The organism is Neptuniibacter halophilus (assembly GCF_030295765.1).
GTDB lineage: Bacteria > Pseudomonadota > Gammaproteobacteria > Pseudomonadales > Balneatricaceae > Neptuniibacter > Neptuniibacter halophilus.
Map to the genome: position 1 here is coordinate 254,080 of NZ_AP027292.1, position 17,863 is coordinate 271,942.

The following is a 17,863-nucleotide window of genomic DNA, read 5'->3' on the forward strand; positions in this document are numbered from 1 at the left end:
TAAAATCTGTAAGACTCAACAGCCCCGACGGGGCGGGGCCCTTTAAAAAATGACTGACCGGAATTAGTCCAGTTCGTTAATCGATTCACCCAGCGCATTGATCAGGGAATCGATTTCGGAAATCTCAACCGTAAACGGCAGACCCAGCTGGATGGTGTCACCGCCGTAACGCACATAGAAACCTTTCTCCCAGCACTTCATCGCGATCTGGTAAGGACGCAGCGCAGGCTCACCCGGTGCGGATTCAATCGTGAAGCCCGCCGCCAGACCGTAGTTACGGATATCGCTGATGTACTTGGTACCTTTGAGGCTATGCACCATCTCCTGGAACTGAGGAGAGATCGATTTAACCCGCTCCACCAGCTTGTCATTCGCCAGAATATCCAGAGAAGCCAGACCCGCTGCACAAGCAACCGGATGCGCTGAGTAGGTGTAACCGTGTGGCAGTTCGAGCATGTAATCTGCACCGCCCTCAGCCATGAAGGTGTCGTAGATCTCTTGCTTTGCGATCACAGCACCCATCGGAATCACACCGTTGGTCAACTGCTTCGCTGTCGTCATCAGGTCCGGGGTAACGCCAAACTCTTCGGCACCGGTGTTGGAGCCCATACGACCGAATGCGGTGATCACCTCATCGAAGATCAGCAGAATATTGTGCTTGTCGCAGATCTCACGCAGACGCTGCAGGTAACCCTGCGGTGGCGGGATTACGCCGGCAGAACCGGACATAGGCTCAACGATAACCGCGGCAATGTTAGACGCATCGTGCAGCATGATCTGTTGCTCCAGATCATCCGCCAGATGAGCACCGGAATCCGGCATACCCTGAGCAAAGCGGTTTTCCGCCAGCATAGTGTGCGGCAGGTGAATCGCATCGATGCCCTGACCGTAGATAGCCCGGTTAGGCCCAATACCACCCACACTGATGCCACCAAAGTTAACTCCATGGTAACCTTTCGCGCGACCAACCAGACGAGTCTTGCCGGCCATGCCTTTCTTACGCCAGTAAGCACGGGCGATCTTCAGGGCAGTTTCTACCGACTCAGAACCGGAACCGGTAAAGAACACGCGATTAAGGCCTTCCGGCATCAGCTCGGTGATACGGTGTGCAAGCTCAAAGGATTTCGGGTGACCAAACTGGAAGGCCGGAGAATAATCCAGCTCCTTAACCTGTTTGCTGACCGCTTCGGTGATCTCCGGGCGGCTGTGACCCGCACCACAAGTCCACAGGCCGGAGAGACCATCAAAGATCTTGCGGCCGTCAGCATCGGTGTAGTAGTTACCTTCGGCTGATACGATCAGACGCGGGTCCTGTTTGAACTGGCGGTTACCAGTAAACGGCATCCAGTGTGCATCCAGCTGCTGCTGGGTCAGGCCACATTTTGCCAGGCGGTCATTTTTGTCAGGCATTATCCACCTCTTCAGGGAAAACATTGCTCAATTAAGTTGACCCCATTATGGCCCACCTGTTAGGTTGTTAAATTCAATAAATATTAATTTAAGATAAGTAAAAAGTTACCCAATGAGCCGCTCCGATAACCTCCTGCCGCGCCAGCTTGGCGACGCCCATATACGCTTGCTGAGAATCTATAAAGCAGTCATTGAGAGTGGCGGTTTCTCTTCCGCCGAAGTGATTCTGAATATCAGTCGCCCGGCGATCAGTCAGGCGATCAGCGAACTGGAAAGCCTGCTGCAGATGAGACTCTGCAACCGCGGACGCTCCGGCTTTTCCATCACAGAGGAAGGCGAAGCGGTCTATCAGGCCACCTTGCAACTACTGAGCAGTCTGGAAACCTTCCGCGCCCAGATTAATGCCATCAACACCGACCTGCGCGGCGAATTGAATATTGGCATTACCGACAATATGGTGAGCATGCCACGGATGCGTATCACCCGGTCGCTGGCGGCGCTGAAACAACGCGGTCCGGAGATTGTTATCAATATCCGCATGATTCCGCCGAATGCAATTGAAACCGCGGTACTCGACGGCCAGTTGCAGATCGGCGTGGTACCGGAACTGCGCACCCTCCCCGGCCTGAACTACTTCCCACTGTATGAGGAACGTTCGGAGCTGTACTGCAGTGATACCCACCCACTGTTCGGGCGCTACGATTCCGAGATCAGCGAACAGGATCTGGCCAGTGCCGAAGCCGTTTTGCCCGCCTACCCTCAGGCCGCCGAAATCCGTCAGCAGCAGGCCGGGCTCAAAGCCAGCGCCAGTTCGACCGATCGTGAAGGGATCGCGTTTCTGATTCTGAGTGGAGAATATATCGGATTTCTACCGACCCACTTTGCTGAACGCTGGGTCAGGGACGGAAAGTTACGCGCGATTCAGCCGGGGCAACGCTATTTTCATACCCAGTTTATGGCAATAACCCGTAAAGGAGCCCGTACCAATCTGGTACTGGAGGCTTATCTTGAAGAACTGATTAATACAGAGCGGGCCGGATAGCCCGCTCTCAACGGTTTACGCCTCTTCGTAGATCGCGTAAAACTTCTGCGCTTCACCTACGGTTTCCCAGCTACCCTGAAAGCCCGCCGGAATCACAAACGCGTCACCGGCGTTCACCTCTTCGGCGCCACCTTCACTATTGGTGATAATCGCTTTGCCACGGATCATGTAGCAAAACTCATCCTCGGTATAGTTCAGAGTCCAGCGACCTGTATCAGAAGACCAGACGCCACAGAAGAAGTTTTCTTTATCGTTGGTAAACAGGTTTTCCAGCACCTCTTTGGGCGCACCGGACAAAATCCGCTCCTGAGCAATAGGCATCGCTTCAGGTGCAACCTCTGCCGGCTTGATACGAAGTAGTTTTTTCTGCATAAATCACCTCAAACATATTGGCCTTGATCGGCCTTTAAAAAACTGTTTGAAGTTGCTTAATCACTTATTGATCTGTCTGACACTGCTGCAGATGCTGACGCAACAGGCTACAAAGCATAAATTTCAGATCTGCAAGGGTACGCTTGGAACGCTCGCCGGTCTGATTCACCACCACCAGAAAAACACTATGACTGGTTTCCAGGTAGAGTCGACCGAGGCGCTCACGCTCCTTAAGGTGACGGTTGATCCCCATACGTTTGAACAAGGCCGCCATCCGGGAGATAACCAGCTCATCGTGCCGGGCATCCAGATCACGTAATTCAGGTACGGAGAACATCGCCTGCACCAGCGTCAGAACCGCCTTCTGTCGCTTATAAACCTTAAGGTTGATGGCCAGCATCTTATCGACCAGCTCTTCAAGCGCCATCTCCTCAACCGGCCACTGGGCAATCTCTTGCAGTACCCGGTCAATCTCTTCAAGCCAGCTCAGGCCCATGGCATAGAGAATCGCATGCTTGTTCGGGAAATAGTGGTACAGAGAACCGATTGAGATCCCCACCTCTTTAGCGATCAGAATGGTGTTCAGATCGTCAAAGCCAACCCGCTCCAGTAATTCGCCAGTCACATCAATGATCTGCTTTGAGCGTTTTTTTGAACGCCCCTGAACCGGAGCGTTACGCGGTTTAAGATCCTGTGCCTTACGTTTTACCGGGGTCTTCTGGTTTGCGGATTGATCCTTGCTCATCCCTTCCTTACTCATGCTTAAGCGTCAGCCTGAAATCGTATAATTGCAGTCATTATAAGTGAAAAGCAACTTCGATTGGGGCCGATTAAAAGAACCGGTCACGCATAGAGTAATAAAGCATCCCGGCAACCAGCCCCGGGAAACGCAGTAAGGTTCCGCCCGGGAACGTTGGCGTCGGCACTTTCGAGAACAGATCAAACTTCTCGGCAGAACCACTGACCGCTTCAGCCATCAGCTTGCCTCCCAGTGTCGCCAGCGCAACACCATGCCCGGAGTAGCCCTGTGCCACAAACAGATTCTCCTCAACGCGGTCGAAATACGGCATCCGGTTGAGCGTAATCGCCAGCGTTCCGCCCCAACCGTAGTCAATACGCAGATCTTTAAGCTCAGGGTAAAACTCAAGCATATACTTGCGCACAAAACTGCCGATATCGCTCGGGAACTTAGTGGTGTAGTTCTCACCGCCCCCCCAGAGCAGACGGTTATCACCGGACAATTTGAAGTAGTTAATAACGAAACGGGAATCAGCAATCGCCAGGTCATCGCGGTTTATTTTGCGGCACAGTGCTTCATCCAGCGGTTCTGTAGCCAGAATAAAGTTATTGATCGGCATGATCTTACCGGCAATACGCGGCTCCAGCTTACCCAGATAACCATTACAGGCCAGCAGAATGTAGTCAGCCCGCACCTCACCCTCTGCAGTTTTTACCCGGGCACCCGCACCGGCGTGGTACTCCGTTACGCGACTGTTTTCGTAGATTTTGACGCCGGCCTTCTCTGCTGCCGCCGCCAGACCCAACGCATAATTCAATGGATGCAGATGCGCCGCTTCAGTCCAGTATTCTCCGGCATGGTAACGGTGAGTCCCCAGCATGTCGGCCACCTCAGAGGGCTCTACATACCTGATCGCATCATAGCCAAGCACATTCTGCTTATATTCTACGGATTCCTGCAGCTCTTTACTGTGTGAAGGTTTGGCAGCAACGTGCATCACGCCCTGCTTCAGGTCACAACTGATCTGATGCCTGTCGATCAGCTCTTTCACCAGATCAACCGACTCCAGAGACATCTGCCACAGCGCATCCGCTGCCGGACGGCCCACTTTAGCGATCATCTCTTCATGGCCCATATTATGACCCTGACAGACCTGACCACCATTGCGGCCGGATGCACCCCAGCCCACCTTCTCAGCTTCCAGCAGAGAAACCGAATAGCCTTTTTCTGCCAGATGCAATGCGGCAGACAAGCCGGTAAAACCGGCACCGATCACACAGATATCGGTCCGTACCTCACCCTGCAGAGAAGGATAATCCTTTTTTGCGTTTGCAGAGTCCGCGTAATAAGAGGACTCGTACCCTTTCAAACTCATAGCCTTTTTCTCCAAAACCCTTACAAAACCGTTAGTTATGCAAGAAGGAAACATGTTTTATTAGAATAAGACCACACAACAAACCGAATAATACTTCTAATAATTACCCCTTACAAGCCAGATTTTTTGGATATTTTTTTCAAGTTTAGTGTTGATTTATAAATTCTCATATCTTAGCCTAAAAGCCGAATAATGATTCGACTTACAGCACACCACACAACAACGCATAGTCGAAACATTATTCGAAAAAATAAAATCCGCTTTGACACTGACTGCTGTTTACCGTTAAACAGACTAAAGTGAAGAGGCCAGCACTCAAGCTGAAACTAAGAACAAGATTGATATAGGTGATTTATGGAAGCCGTTGCCAGGTTTCTCAAAGAGAACGCCATTACTGAAGTTGAATCCACCATGCCGGACATGACCGGCAATGCCCGTGGCAAGTTTTACCCGACCAAGAAGTTCCTTGCGGAGAAAGGGGGTCGCATTCCTGAGACCCTGCTGGTCCAGACCGTTACCGGTGAATGGGCCGACAACCACTACGACATTGTTGACTCCAGCGACCGGGACATGGTGCTTAAACCAGACCCCGATACCCTGCGCACCGTTCCCTGGGCCAACGAGCCAACCGCTCAGGTAATTAATGACTGCTACACCGTGGAAGGCGAACTCCACCCTCTTTCAAGCCGCTCGGTACTGCGTAAGGTACTGGCGCTGTATGAAAAAGAGGGCCTGAAACCGATCATCGCACCTGAAGTCGAGTTCTATCTGATTCAGAAAAACACCGACCCGGATTACGAACTGAAACCGGCCATTGGCCGCTCCGGTCGCCGTGAAAGTGCACGCCAGTCTTACAGCATCGATGCGGTCAATGAGTTTGATCCGCTGATCGACACCCTGTATGACTACTGCGACACCCTCGGTCTGGATGTAGATACCCTGATTCACGAGACCGGCGCTGCGCAGATGGAGATCAACTTCCTTCACGGAGACCCGCTGAAGCTGGCTGATCAGGTGTTCACCTTTAAGCGCACCCTGCGTGAGGCGGCGTTTAAACACGGTGTTTACGCTACCTTTATGGCCAAGCCGATGCAGGCGGAACCCGGCAGCTCAATGCATATTCATCAGAGTCTGGTCGATGTTAAAACCGGAGAGAATATCTTTGCCGGTAAAGATGGTGAACGCTTCAGCGAACGGTTCTACCACTACCTTGGCGGTCTGCAGAAATACACGCCAAACGCGATTACCTTCTTTGCGCCTAACGTAAACTCCTATCGCCGTTTTGCACCAGAAATTTCCGCACCGATCAATATGAAGTGGGGTATCGATAACCGCACCGCAGGCCTGCGCGCACCCGATGCAACAGGCGCTGCGACCCGTATCGAAAACCGCTTCCCGGGTGCAGACTGCAACCCATATCTGGCAATTGCTGCCAGTCTGGCCTGCGGCTACCTCGGCCTGAAAGGCAAGCTTCAGCCAACTAAGCCAACGACAGATGCAGCCGCTGAAGAGGGAGACACCGTTGAACTGGCACGCACCCTGGAAGAGGGTCTGCGTCTGCTGGAAGAGTGCCCTGAACTGCGCGAAATCATGGGGTCCGAGTTCGTCGAAGCCTACATTGGCGTGAAACGTGCGGAATTCGAAACCTTCCATAAAGTCATCAGCTCCTGGGAGCGGGAATACCTGCTCCTCAACGTCTGATTAGCTAACTGATTTTCATTCCAAACGGCTCCGGTTGCCCAGCCCGGAGCCATTAAACTTAAGATGTGAGGCAGAAAATAATGAGTAAAACTGTTCCATCCCGTTTAAAACTCAGCCTGTCAGCACTGGCTCTGAGCGTGGCAGCCGCCACTCAGGCCCAGGCGCAGGAGGTCTTGAACGTATACAACTGGTCCGACTACATTGCTGAAGAAACCATTGCCAAATTTGAGCAGGAAACCGGCATTGAGGTGACCTACGACGTTTTTGACAGCAATGAAACTCTGGAAGCCAAGCTACTGGCCGGCAACTCCGGTTATGACCTGGTCGTTCCAAGCTCCCACTTTATGCAGCTTCAGATCAAAGCGGGTATCTTCCAGCCACTGGACAAAAGCAAACTGCCGAACCTGACTCATCTGGATTCGGACCTGATGAAGACACTGGAAAAGAAAGACCCGGGTAACAAGTTCGGCGTACCTTACCTCTGGGGCACCACCGGTATCGGCTACAACCCTGCAATGGTTGCTGAAGTCCTGGGTGAAGACGCCCCTGTGGATAGCTGGGATCTGGTATTTAAGCCGGAATACATGGAAAAACTGGCAAGCTGTGGCGTCAGCTTCCTGGATTCTGCGGACGAGATGATCACCTTCGCCCTGCACTACAACGGTCAGAACCCAAGCAGTACCGATCGCAAGGATTTCACTCCGAACTCCCCGGCGATCAAAACCCTGAAATCCGTGCGTCCTTATGTGAAACAGTTCCACTCCTCCCAGTACGTAAACGATCTGGCGAACGGTGATAGCTGTGTAGCAATCGGCTACTCCGGTGACGTTTTCCAGGCCGCTGCCCGCGCTGAAGAAGCAGACAACGGTGTTGAAGTGCTGTACAGCATTCCTAAAGAAGGTACCGATATCTGGTTCGATATGATGGTGATTCCGGCAGATGCTAAAAATGCTGAGAACGCGCACAAGTTTATTAACTTCCTGCTGCGCCCGGAGATCATTGCAGAGATCACTGATTACGTCTGGTATGCCAACCCGAACAAGGACGCTACCGATCTGATCGATCAGGAGATCGCTACAGACACCGCGATCTACCCGACTGAAGAGGCGAAAAAGAACCTGTTCATGGCCGACCAGACACCGCCTAAGATCACTAAACTGCGCAGCCGCCAGTGGTCTGACATCAAGACTGGTCGCTAAGCAACAGGCTCCATTTTTGGCTTGCTAAGGTGCAGACAAGCCTCCCACCCCGGCCCCGTGCCGGGGTTTTTTATGGGCACAAGGCCAACAACCACTGCACAAACAGCAGTGCGGGACAGCGCTGTTCACTATCGCACTCAAACGATGTTGTCTTTACAGATGGTGGTGCACGAGAGGGAAGAGAATACTGTCACGCCGGCGCAATCGGCAACGACGTGACAGTTGATACAGGAAAGCTTCAGATAGCAGCCAGACCGCGCTGCAGATCCTTCTTGAGATCATCCAGATCCTCAATCCCTACAGAGAGGCGGATCAGGTTATCCCGAATACCCGCTTCTGCGCGGGCTTCTGGTGACATACGACCATGGGTAGTCGTAGACGGATGGGTGATGGTGGTTTTCACATCGCCCAGATTTCCGGTGATGGAGATCATTCGGGTGGCGTCGATAAAGCGCCAGGCTGCTGCCTGATCACCTTTCACCTCAAACGACAGCACCCCCCCAAACGCTTTTTGCTGGCGACTGGCCAGCGCATGCTGCGGATGGCTTTCGAGACCTGCATAGAACACCCGCTCAATCCCCGGTTGCTGCTCCAGCCACTGAGCCATAGCAAGCGCGTTTCGACAGTGTGCATCCATACGCAGCTTCAGGGTTTCCAGACCTTTAAGGAAAACCCAGGCGTTAAACGGGCTGAGGCAGGCACCACCGGTACGGATGAAGCCATATACCTCTTCCATCTCTTTATTGGCACCCACTACAACACCGCCGACACAACGCCCCTGACCATCCAGATATTTGGTCGCTGAATGGATCACAATATCTGCGCCCTGCTGCAACGGCTGCTGCAGGATCGGGGTACAGAAACAGTTATCTACCACTAACAGCGCGCCATGCTCATGAGCAATCTCTGACAGCGCCGACACATCAGTCAACTCTGCCAGCGGGTTAGATGGGGTCTCCAGAAACAGCATTTTGGTTTCGGCCCTGATGCCGGAACGCCATGACTCCAGGTCAGTCGGGTCAACATAGCTGACACTGATCCCGGTGCGGGAGAGATACTTATCAAACAGTGAAACTGTCGAGCCAAAAACGCTGCGTGAACAAACCACGTGATCACCCTGCTGTAACAGAGACAAGCAGGTAGAAAGAATCGCCGCCATGCCCGAGGCCGTAGCTACCGCGCGCTCACCGCCTTCCATCGCCGCAATACGCTCTTCGAAGAACTGGACCGTCGGGTTGGTGAAACGGGAGTAGATATTACCCGCTTCATCACCACCGAAACGTGCAGCCGCTTCCCGCGCACTGGAGAATACATAGCTTGAAGTCGGGTAGATCGGGTCGCTGTGCTCCCCTTCCAGAGAACGATGCTGACCTGCACGCAGGGCAAGCGTTTCCTGTGCATAGCCATCCGGGTCGAACTGGATGCGCTCGGAACGCTCATAATCCGCAATGGACATTACATCCTCTCCTTAGTCGATCTTATTGCACAGGTTGGAAGACTCATTGCTGATCACCTGACCCTGCTCACCTTTGGCAGCGTCGTTACGCGCTTCCTGCAGACGGTTAAGGTAGTTCTCATCGATATCACCGGCCACATACTCACCGTCAAACACGCAGGTATCAAACGCCTGAATATTGCTGTTGCCTTCGCTCACAGCATCTTTGAGATCCTGCAGGTCCTGATAGATCATCCAGTCACAGCCGATCTCTTTGCCCACCTCTTCATCGGTACGACCGTGTGCGATCAGCTCTTCCGATGAAGGCATGTCGATACCGTAAACGTTCGGGTACTTAACCGCCGGTGCGGCAGAAGCAAAGTAAACTTTCTTCGCCCCGACATCACGTGCCATCTGTACGATCTGGCTGGAGGTAGTACCGCGGACGATGGAATCATCTACCAGCATGACAACCTTGTCTTTGAACTCCATGCCGATCGGGTTGAGCTTGCGGCGAACCGACTTTTTACGCTGAGTCTGCCCCGGCATGATGAAAGTACGCCCGATATAACGGTTTTTGATAAACCCTTCACGGAACGTCACACCGAGCTCCCGCGCCATCTCCATCGCAGAGGTACGGCTGGTATCAGGAATCGGGATAATCACATCAATATCATGGTCCGGGCGTTCGCGCCGCACTTTGTCGGCCAGCTTTTTACCCATACGCATACGCGAGATATGCACGTTAACGTCATCAATGATGGAGTCCGGGCGCGCCAGATAAACGTATTCAAACAGACAAGGAGCCAACTGTGTATTATCTGCACACTGCTGAGTCGAAATATTGCCTTCCATATCGATATAGATCGCTTCACCCGGCTCAATATCACGTACCCGCTCAAAGCCGGAGATATCCAGTGCCACGCTCTCAGAAGCCACCATATACTCGGTGCCCTGTTCGGTTTCACGCTTACCGTAAGTCAGCGGACGAATGCCGTTCGGATCGCGGAACGCCAGCATGCCGTAACCGGTGATCAGCGCGACCGCAGCGTAGCCGCCTTTACAGCGCTCATGTACGCGACGCACCGCTTCAAACATATCTTCTGCCTGAGGCTGCAGCTTACCCTGACGCTGTAACTCGTGGGCAAATACGTTGAGCAGTACTTCAGAGTCGGAAGTGGTGTTGATATGGCGCAGGTCAGCACGGAACATCTTCTCTGCCAGCTCTTCAGCGTTGGTCAGATTGCCGTTATGGGCCAGCGCAATACCGTAAGGTGAGTTAACGTAGAAAGGCTGTGCCTCCGCGGAGCTTGAGCTGCCTGCGGTCGGGTAACGGACGTGACCGATACCCACGTTGCCCAGCAGGCGTTTCATATGACGGGTACGAAACACCTCATTGACCAGACCGTTATCCTTTCTCAGGAAGAAGCGATTGCCTTCACAGGTCACCATACCAGCAGCATCCTGGCCACGGTGCTGAAGTACAGTCAGCGCATCAAAAATAGTCTGGTTTACATAAGATTTGGCTACGATGCCAACAATGCCGCACATTAAAACTCACCTCAGGTGCAAACTAACGATTAAATAATTCAGCGTCCCGCATTCCAGATAAGACGGCCCACTTCGCCCGCCGCATCTTTGGTCCATGCTTCCATAAGTACGAAATGGGGAATCAGCTCCGATTCCTGAAACCAGCGATCGTTTACCGCCGGGCTCATTCCGATCAGCGCAACGATGGCGACAATAATCAGCCCTCCACGCGCAGCACCGAACCCTATTCCTAAAATTCTGTCAGTGGCCGAAAGGCCAGTCGCTTCTACCAGCGCGCCAATCAGCTTATTAATCAGTACGCCCACCACGAGGGTGACTATAAAGAGGATAGCAAAGGCTGCCACAAGGCGTACGGACGGTGTTTCAATATAGGCTTCGAGCAGCACAGAGAGTGACTGCGAAAACAGACGGGCTACAATAAATGCCGCAATCCAGGTGACCAGCGACAGCGCTTCGCGGACAAAGCCCCGCTTCAGGCTCAGCAGGCTTGAGATTGCGAAAATGCCTAAGATAGTCCAGTCAGCCCAGTTCATATCCACTGCTCAACGAAAAAGAGGGCGCATTTTAACAGAGAAAGCAGCCCCGCTAAACGCCCTTATTACTGCGTTGTAAAACGCACAATGATTCCGTTTAAGCCAAACTCCTGTTTGAGTTTCAGCTTCAGACTTTCTAACCGGCTCTTCTGAAATTCCGGACCGATATAGACCTTAACCAACTCACCCTGTTTCCGGGTGAAGACCTTGTGACCTTCGGCAATCAGTTGCTTGCGCAGGCTTTTGGCGTTGGCTTCATCTTTAAAACTGGCTAACTGCAGCGTCCAGGCAACCGGCACCCCCTGCTGATCGAGCACCGGCTGGTCCTGATGAATCTCCAGCTCAGCTTTATTCTCTTCACGTTGGCGTTTGATGACCTGAACCACTTTCTCCGGCGGTACAGGCAACGCTGCCGGTGCTGCCGGTTCGGCAGGCTCGGATGTATCCGGCAATGGCTGATTCTGTGGCTCGATACGTACAATCTCAGGGCGCTCTGGCGCATCGGGTATTTCCGACACCAGATGCCTCTCTTTATAGCCTGAACCGTCAAAAAACACAGGAAAGATCACCGCAGCCGAGAGCAGGATGACAGCCATCCCCACTAAACGGTATTTAACCTTCTGCTGCATTTATCTGTCCTTTTCCAATGCCTGCAACGCTTCACTTACGGTGAAGAATGATCCTGCGATAATAACATTGTCGCCCGGGTTAGTGTCTATTTTCAGCGCCTGAAGCGCTGCAGTTACCGAACTGAACTGCTGTGCAGGACAACCCTCAGGTAACATGCCCGCCAGTTGCCCGGCGGTTTGTGCCCGCGACCCCTGCAGATCAGCCAGATAGAGGCTTTCTACCTCCGGTGCGAGCAAACTGAGAACCTGACGACAGTCCTTATCGGCGAGCATTCCCAGCAATAATTTACTGCACCCCGGCAACGCCCGGATCCGCTGTGCCAGTAACCCGGCCGCTTCCGGGTTGTGTGCCACATCCAGCCAGTAGATGCGCCCGTTTTTTTCAAGACGCTGCATCCGGCCGGTCATCTGCGCCCGCGCAATCCCATCACGAATCTGCTGCGGTGTGACCGGCAATGGAATCAGTTGCACTGCCTGAAGCGCGGTTGCCGCATTCTGCAATGGCAGAGCCGGCAACGGTAACTGACTGATCACCGGCTCAGGCTCACCCTGAGCAAACCAGTTCCAGCCGTTCTCATCCGCTGTGATCGAGAAATGGGTGCCGGACTGATATAACTGAGCCCCGATCTGTGCCGCATATTCTGCAACCGATGGTGGCGGATCCAGATCACCGCAGACAGCAGGACGCCCGGCACGGAAAATCCCGGCTTTCTCATAGCCGATCTTATTCCGGTCATCTCCCAGCCAGTCGACATGATCAATCGCCACGGTCGTGACAACTGCGATATCCGGATCGATGATATTCACCGCATCCAGCCGACCGCCCAAACCTACTTCAAGCAGGACCAGATCCGGCTTTTCTGCCGAGAAAATAACCAGCGCCGCCAGCGTACCGAATTCAAAATAGGTCAGCGGAATATCACCACGGGCCTGATCAATTTTCTGAAAAGCATCGCACAACTGCTGATCACTGGCATTCACACCATTGATCTGGACCCGCTCGTTATAATCTATGAAGTGGGGTGATGTATAAGCCCCGACACGGTAACCCGCCTCGCGATAGATGCGATTGAGAAATGTCAGGGTTGAGCCTTTGCCGTTGGTCCCGGCAATGGTCACGACAGTAGATGCAGACAGATCCAGTTGCAGGCTTTCAGCGACCCGGCTGACCCGCTCCAGACCCAACTCAATTTCAGCAGGATGGCACTGCTCCATCCAGGTAAGCCATTCAGACAGGCTTGTTTTCATCGCAGAGTCACTCATACAACGACAGTAGGGCTATCAGAAGAAAATAAAAAGGCCGGCGTTTTCACGTCGGCCATTCAGGTACTGAACGTTCGTTTAGCTGGCTTCCGGCGCTGGCGGAATCTCCGCTTCAGTCACCACTTCACCCTCTACCGCTTCAGGCACTTCAACCGGGCTCTGATGGGTAAACTTGCGCAGAATTCGCGCCAGTCGGGAACGCATCTCACCACGGCTGATAATCATATCAACCTGACCATGCTCAAGCAGGAATTCACTGCGCTGGAAACCTTCCGGCAGTTTTTCACGAACCGTCTGCTCAATGACACGAGGGCCGGCAAAGCCCATGAGTGCTTTAGGTTCAGCAATGTTCAGATCACCCAGCATCGCCAGAGAGGCAGATACACCACCATAAACCGGATCAGTCAGAACCGACAGGTAAGGCGTACCCTGCAGACGCAGCTTCTCAAGTACCGCACTGGTTTTAGCCATCTGGAACAGAGAGAACAGCGCTTCCTGCATACGCGCACCACCGGAGGCAGAGAAACAGATCAGCGGGATATTCTCTTCCAGCGCGATATTCGCCGCACGTACAAAACGCTCGCCGACCACCGCGCCCATGGAACCGCCCATAAAGCTGAATTCGAAAGCGACGGCCACAACCGGCATCCCTTCGAGCTCACCGCGCATAGCGATCAGTGCGTCTTTTTCACCGGTCCCCTTCTGCGCAGCAGAAAGACGGTCTTTATATTTCTTCGAGTCCTTAAACTTCAGGCGATCGACCGGCTCAACCTCAGCACCAATCTCACGACGGTTGTTCTCATCGAGGAACAGCTCCAGCCGACGACGGGCATGCAGCCGCATGTGATGATCACACTTCGGGCATACATTGAGATTCTTTTCCAGTTCCGGACGATACAGGACCGATTCACACTTCGGGCACTTCTTCCAAAGCCCCTCAGGAATGTTTGAACGCTTCTTCTCTGAACGCACCAGAGAAGGAACAATTTTTTCCAGCCAGTTACTCATCTTCTTACAAAACCTTAATTAACTTTAGCTGTCCATGGCCTGACGCATTTCGCTGATGATTGCCGCAACCTGCGGTGCAATCTGCGCCTGATCCTTAACCAGTTCGGCTATTTTATTCACCAGTACGCTACCGACAATAACCCCATCGGCAACTTCAGAGACCGCCCGTGCGGATTCAGCATCTTTGATGCCGAAGCCCACACCCAGTGGCAGGTCAGTGTAGCGACGCACCACATCCAGCTTGTCCGCCACCGCCTGAACATCCAGCGATGCGGAACCGGTTACACCTTTAACCGAAACATAGTAGATGTAGCCACTTCCGTTGTCACAGATGTACTTGATCCGTTCCTCTTCGGTGGTCGGTGCCAGCAGATAGATCGTGTCGATACCATGGGCACTCATAATCTGATTAAATTCTTCAGATTCTTCCGGTGGCAGATCAACGGTCAGAACACCGTCAACACCCGCCGCCTGAGCTGCCTCAGCGAAGCGCTGGTAGCCCAGCACCTCAATCGGATTCAGATACCCCATCAGAACAATCGGCGTTTCCTGATTGCTCTGACGGAATTCAGACACCATATCCAGTACATCCAGCAGACGTGTATTGTGGGTCAAAGCCCGCTCACATGCCAGTTGAATTACCGGGCCATCGGCCATCGGATCGGAGAATGGAACACCCAGCTCGATTACATCTGCGCCCGCCTCAACCAGCGCATGAAGCAGACCAACCGTGATAGCCGGAGCCGGATCACCGGCAGTAACATAGGGGATGAGCGCCTTGCGCCCTTCCGTCTTAAGCTTGGCAAAGCTTGTTGAAATACGACTCATGATTTAATTCTCCGCACAAATCAGATATTGATGCCATCGATCTGCGCGACCGTATGAATATCTTTATCACCACGACCAGACAGGTTAACCACAATGGTCTGATCTTTATCCATCTGTTTCGCCAGTTTCATGGCATAAGCCACAGCATGACTGGACTCCAGCGCCGGCATAATTCCCTCAACCCGGGTCAGGGTACGGAACGCATCCATTGCTTCTTCGTCGGTCGCATCCACGTACTCAGCACGGCCAGTATCTTTCAGATAAGAGTGCTCTGGCCCCACGCCCGGATAATCCAGACCCGCAGAAACCGAATGCGTACCGATGATCTGACCACCATCGTCAGACATCAGGTAGGTACGGTTACCATGCAGAACCCCCGGAGAGCCGGCAGACAGCGGCGCTGCATGCTGACCGGTTTCAACCCCGTAACCACCCGCTTCAACACCATACATTTTCACGTCGGCATCTTCGATAAACGGATGGAACAAGCCGATCGCATTGGAGCCACCACCGACACAGGCCACCAGCGCATCAGGCAGACGACCGGTCTGATCCAGACACTGCTGACGGGCCTCACGGCCGATAATGCACTGGAAATCACGAACCAGTTTCGGATACGGGTGCGGGCCCGCAGCAGTACCGATGATATAGAAGGTATCATCGACATTGGTTACCCAGTCACGCATCGCTTCATTCATAGCGTCTTTCAGAGTACGGGTACCCGATTCAACCGCGATAACCTCAGCACCCAGCAGCTTCATACGATAAACGTTAAGCGCCTGACGCTGAACATCTTCCGCACCCATGTAAACCTGACATTCCAGACCGAGTCGCGCCGCAACAGTAGCGGATGCAACACCGTGCTGACCGGCACCGGTTTCTGCGATAACACGCGGCTTACCGGTGTATTTCGCCAGCAGCGCCTGACCGATGGTGTTATTCACCTTGTGGGCACCGGTATGGTTCAGATCTTCACGTTTCAGGTAGATCTGAGCGCCACCGACTTTGTCAGACAGATGTTTGGCATGGTACAGCGGCGAAGGACGACCAACATAGTGCGCCAGGTCACGGTCAAACTCTTCCTGGAACGCGGGATCTCGCCACAATTTCTCATAGGTTTCTTCAAGCTGTTTCAGAGCAGCCATCAGAGTTTCAGAAACGAAACGGCCCCCGTAAGGACCAAAATGCCCCTTAGCATCGGGCAACTGAGAAAGTGCTTTAAGATCAATTGTTGTTGGCACGGGTTACCTCATTGATAAACGTAGTTACTTTAGCGGCATCTTTGATGCCTTTACTTGCTTCGACCCCACCACTGACATCAACAGCATAGGGCCGGACAACAGAAACAGCTTCGGCGATGTTGGCGCTGTTAAGACCGCCCGCCAGAATAATCGGTGCCGGATGCGACTCGGGAATCCGATCCCAGTCAAACACCTCTCCGGTACCACCCGGTACGCCGGGCTGATAAGCATCCAGCAGAATTGCCTGAGCACTCGAAAACCGCTTCACTTCCGCGCCCAGATCCAGCCCCGGCTTCATGCGCAGTGCTTTGATGTACGGGCGGGAAAACTGGTTACAGAAGCGCTCATCTTCGTGACCGTGGAACTGCAACAGATCTATACGTGTCTGTCGGATAACCCGATCAATATAATCGGTTTCTGCATCAACAAACAGAGCCGTTGTGGTAATAAACGCCGGCAGGTGACGGTTAATGTCAGCCGCCTTCTCAACATCTACCGCACGCGGGCTTTTTGCATAGAACACAAAACCCAGTGCATCAGCCCCTGCCTGTACCGCATGCAGGGCATCTTCAGTACGGGTGATGCCACAAATCTTAACACGGGTTCTGTTCACGTAGCTGCGTTCCACTCTGAAATCTACCAAGCTGCAAATAGTAGCAGATACCTGAGCCTGAAGTCAGGCTGCTAGCCAAGGAAAAACGGGCCTATTTGTGATTTTGGCAGTTCAAACTCTGGCGGATAGATCGCGTCGACAAAATACAGGCCATATGGCGGGGCTGTAACCCCGCCCTGACGGCGGTCCCGCGCTTCCAGCACCTGCTTTGCCCAGACCGGCTCCGCCTCGCCGGCACCGATTTTCATCAGCACGCCGGCAAAGTTGCGGATCATATGGTGCAGAAACGCGTTGGCGCGGACATCCAGCACAACCAACCTTCCGGATTGATAGACATCCAGTTGCTTAACCGTGCGCACCGGGCTATGGGCCTGACAACCCACCGCACGGTAAGAGGTAAAATCATGCTCGCCAATAAGGTACTGTGCAGCTTCATTCATCTGCGCCAGATCCATCTCTTTATAGGTCCAGGTAATCCCCTTAGGAAGGATGGCAGGCTTAAACGGATTCGAGTAGATCAGGTAGCGGTAACGCCGCTCCAGTGCCGAGAAACGGGCATGAAAATCCTGCGAAACCGGCTTTGCCCACTGAATCGCAATATCATCAGGCAGATTGGTATTGGTACCCAGCACCCAGGCTCGCTCATCGCGCTGTACCGGGCTGTCGAAATGGATAATCTGATAAGTTGCATTAACCCGGGCATCAGTTCGCCCTGCGCAGACCACCGAGACCGGGGCATTGGCAATTTTACTGAGCGCAGCCTCAACTTCAGCCTGAATACTGGGTACATCGCCCTCGCGCTGAATCTGCCAGCCACGATAGGCCGCACCTGAATATTCCACACAAAGGGCATAACGATAAGGGGCGATCGAAATCGCCCCTTGGGTGGAGCCTTGCGGCTCCGGATTTTTTTCGTTGGTCATA

17 protein-coding genes are annotated in these 17,863 nt (G+C 53.2%); 3 read left to right on the forward strand and 14 right to left on the reverse strand.

Annotated features, from left to right (window positions below):
• Positions 1–63: 63 nt before the first annotated feature.
• The gene (gene aptA, locus QUD59_RS01260) at positions 64–1,410 is read right to left on the reverse strand and encodes an omega-aminotransferase AptA (RefSeq protein ID WP_286239042.1); all 1,347 of its coding nucleotides are present in this window, start codon (positions 1,408–1,410) and stop codon (positions 64–66) included.
• A gap of 112 nt (positions 1,411–1,522) precedes the next feature.
• Here aptA and QUD59_RS01265 point away from each other — a divergent pair, with 112 nt between their 5' ends.
• Positions 1,523–2,452, forward strand: a complete 930-nt coding sequence (locus QUD59_RS01265; protein WP_286239043.1) for a LysR family transcriptional regulator — start codon at positions 1,523–1,525, stop codon at positions 2,450–2,452.
• Between the two features lie 15 nt (positions 2,453–2,467).
• On the opposite strand, the gene QUD59_RS01270 is transcribed toward QUD59_RS01265, so the two are convergent.
• The 3 genes from QUD59_RS01270 to QUD59_RS01280 form a co-directional block, all read right to left on the reverse strand.
• Complete coding sequence (locus tag QUD59_RS01270; protein ID WP_286239045.1) at positions 2,468–2,824, reverse strand: cupin domain-containing protein; 357 nt, start codon at positions 2,822–2,824, stop codon at positions 2,468–2,470.
• A 64-nt stretch (positions 2,825–2,888) separates the two neighbouring features.
• Complete coding sequence (locus QUD59_RS01275) at positions 2,889–3,569, reverse strand: TetR/AcrR family transcriptional regulator (protein ID WP_286239047.1); 681 nt, start codon at positions 3,567–3,569, stop codon at positions 2,889–2,891.
• An 85-nt stretch (positions 3,570–3,654) separates the two neighbouring features.
• On the reverse strand, positions 3,655–4,938 hold the full coding sequence (locus QUD59_RS01280; RefSeq protein WP_286239049.1) for an NAD(P)/FAD-dependent oxidoreductase: 1,284 nt from the start codon (positions 4,936–4,938) through the stop codon (positions 3,655–3,657).
• A 354-nt stretch (positions 4,939–5,292) separates the two neighbouring features.
• Between QUD59_RS01280 and QUD59_RS01285 the strand changes: the two genes are divergently transcribed.
• Together QUD59_RS01285 and QUD59_RS01290 are read left to right on the forward strand one after the other, a co-directional pair.
• Positions 5,293–6,639, forward strand: coding sequence for a glutamine synthetase family protein (locus tag QUD59_RS01285; protein ID WP_286239052.1), 1,347 nt, complete (start codon positions 5,293–5,295; stop codon positions 6,637–6,639).
• An 80-nt stretch (positions 6,640–6,719) separates the two neighbouring features.
• Positions 6,720–7,838, forward strand: coding sequence for a polyamine ABC transporter substrate-binding protein (locus tag QUD59_RS01290; protein ID WP_286239054.1), 1,119 nt, complete (start codon positions 6,720–6,722; stop codon positions 7,836–7,838).
• Positions 7,839–8,076: 238 nt separating this feature from the next.
• Here the strand turns inward: QUD59_RS01290 and QUD59_RS01295 are convergent, their stop codons facing one another.
• The 10 genes from QUD59_RS01295 to truA all read right to left on the reverse strand — a co-directional run bounded on the left by QUD59_RS01295 (position 8,077) and on the right by truA (position 17,862).
• A complete protein-coding gene (locus QUD59_RS01295; RefSeq protein WP_286239056.1) occupies positions 8,077–9,294 on the reverse strand; it encodes an O-succinylhomoserine sulfhydrylase in 1,218 nt (405 codons plus the stop codon).
• 12 nt (positions 9,295–9,306) lie between these two features.
• Positions 9,307–10,824 carry an amidophosphoribosyltransferase gene (gene purF, locus QUD59_RS01300; protein ID WP_286239057.1) on the reverse strand — a complete coding sequence of 506 codons (1,518 nt, stop codon included), beginning with the start codon at positions 10,822–10,824 and terminating at the stop codon, positions 9,307–9,309.
• A gap of 38 nt (positions 10,825–10,862) precedes the next feature.
• Positions 10,863–11,357: a CvpA family protein gene (locus tag QUD59_RS01305; RefSeq protein WP_286239058.1), complete on the reverse strand. Its 495-nt coding sequence runs from the start codon at positions 11,355–11,357 to the stop codon at positions 10,863–10,865.
• A gap of 65 nt (positions 11,358–11,422) precedes the next feature.
• Entirely contained in the window at positions 11,423–11,986 is a 564-nt protein-coding gene (locus tag QUD59_RS01310) for an SPOR domain-containing protein (protein ID WP_286239059.1), read from the reverse strand.
• Positions 11,987–13,234, reverse strand: coding sequence for a bifunctional tetrahydrofolate synthase/dihydrofolate synthase (gene folC, locus QUD59_RS01315; protein ID WP_286239060.1), 1,248 nt, complete (start codon positions 13,232–13,234; stop codon positions 11,987–11,989).
• Between the two features lie 93 nt (positions 13,235–13,327).
• Positions 13,328–14,257: an acetyl-CoA carboxylase, carboxyltransferase subunit beta gene (gene accD / locus QUD59_RS01320; protein WP_286239062.1), complete on the reverse strand. Its 930-nt coding sequence runs from the start codon at positions 14,255–14,257 to the stop codon at positions 13,328–13,330.
• 24 nt (positions 14,258–14,281) lie between these two features.
• A complete protein-coding gene (trpA, locus tag QUD59_RS01325) occupies positions 14,282–15,085 on the reverse strand; it encodes a tryptophan synthase subunit alpha (protein WP_286239063.1) in 804 nt (267 codons plus the stop codon).
• A gap of 20 nt (positions 15,086–15,105) precedes the next feature.
• Positions 15,106–16,326 carry a tryptophan synthase subunit beta gene (gene trpB / locus QUD59_RS01330; RefSeq protein ID WP_286239065.1) on the reverse strand — a complete coding sequence of 407 codons (1,221 nt, stop codon included), beginning with the start codon at positions 16,324–16,326 and terminating at the stop codon, positions 15,106–15,108.
• Positions 16,310–16,939 carry a phosphoribosylanthranilate isomerase gene (locus tag QUD59_RS01335; RefSeq protein WP_286239068.1) on the reverse strand — a complete coding sequence of 210 codons (630 nt, stop codon included), beginning with the start codon at positions 16,937–16,939 and terminating at the stop codon, positions 16,310–16,312. The genes trpB and QUD59_RS01335 overlap by 17 nt, the downstream gene beginning before the upstream one ends.
• A 71-nt stretch (positions 16,940–17,010) precedes the next feature.
• Positions 17,011–17,862: a tRNA pseudouridine(38-40) synthase TruA gene (gene truA / locus QUD59_RS01340; RefSeq protein WP_286239069.1), complete on the reverse strand. Its 852-nt coding sequence runs from the start codon at positions 17,860–17,862 to the stop codon at positions 17,011–17,013.
• Position 17,863: the final 1 nt, after the last annotated feature.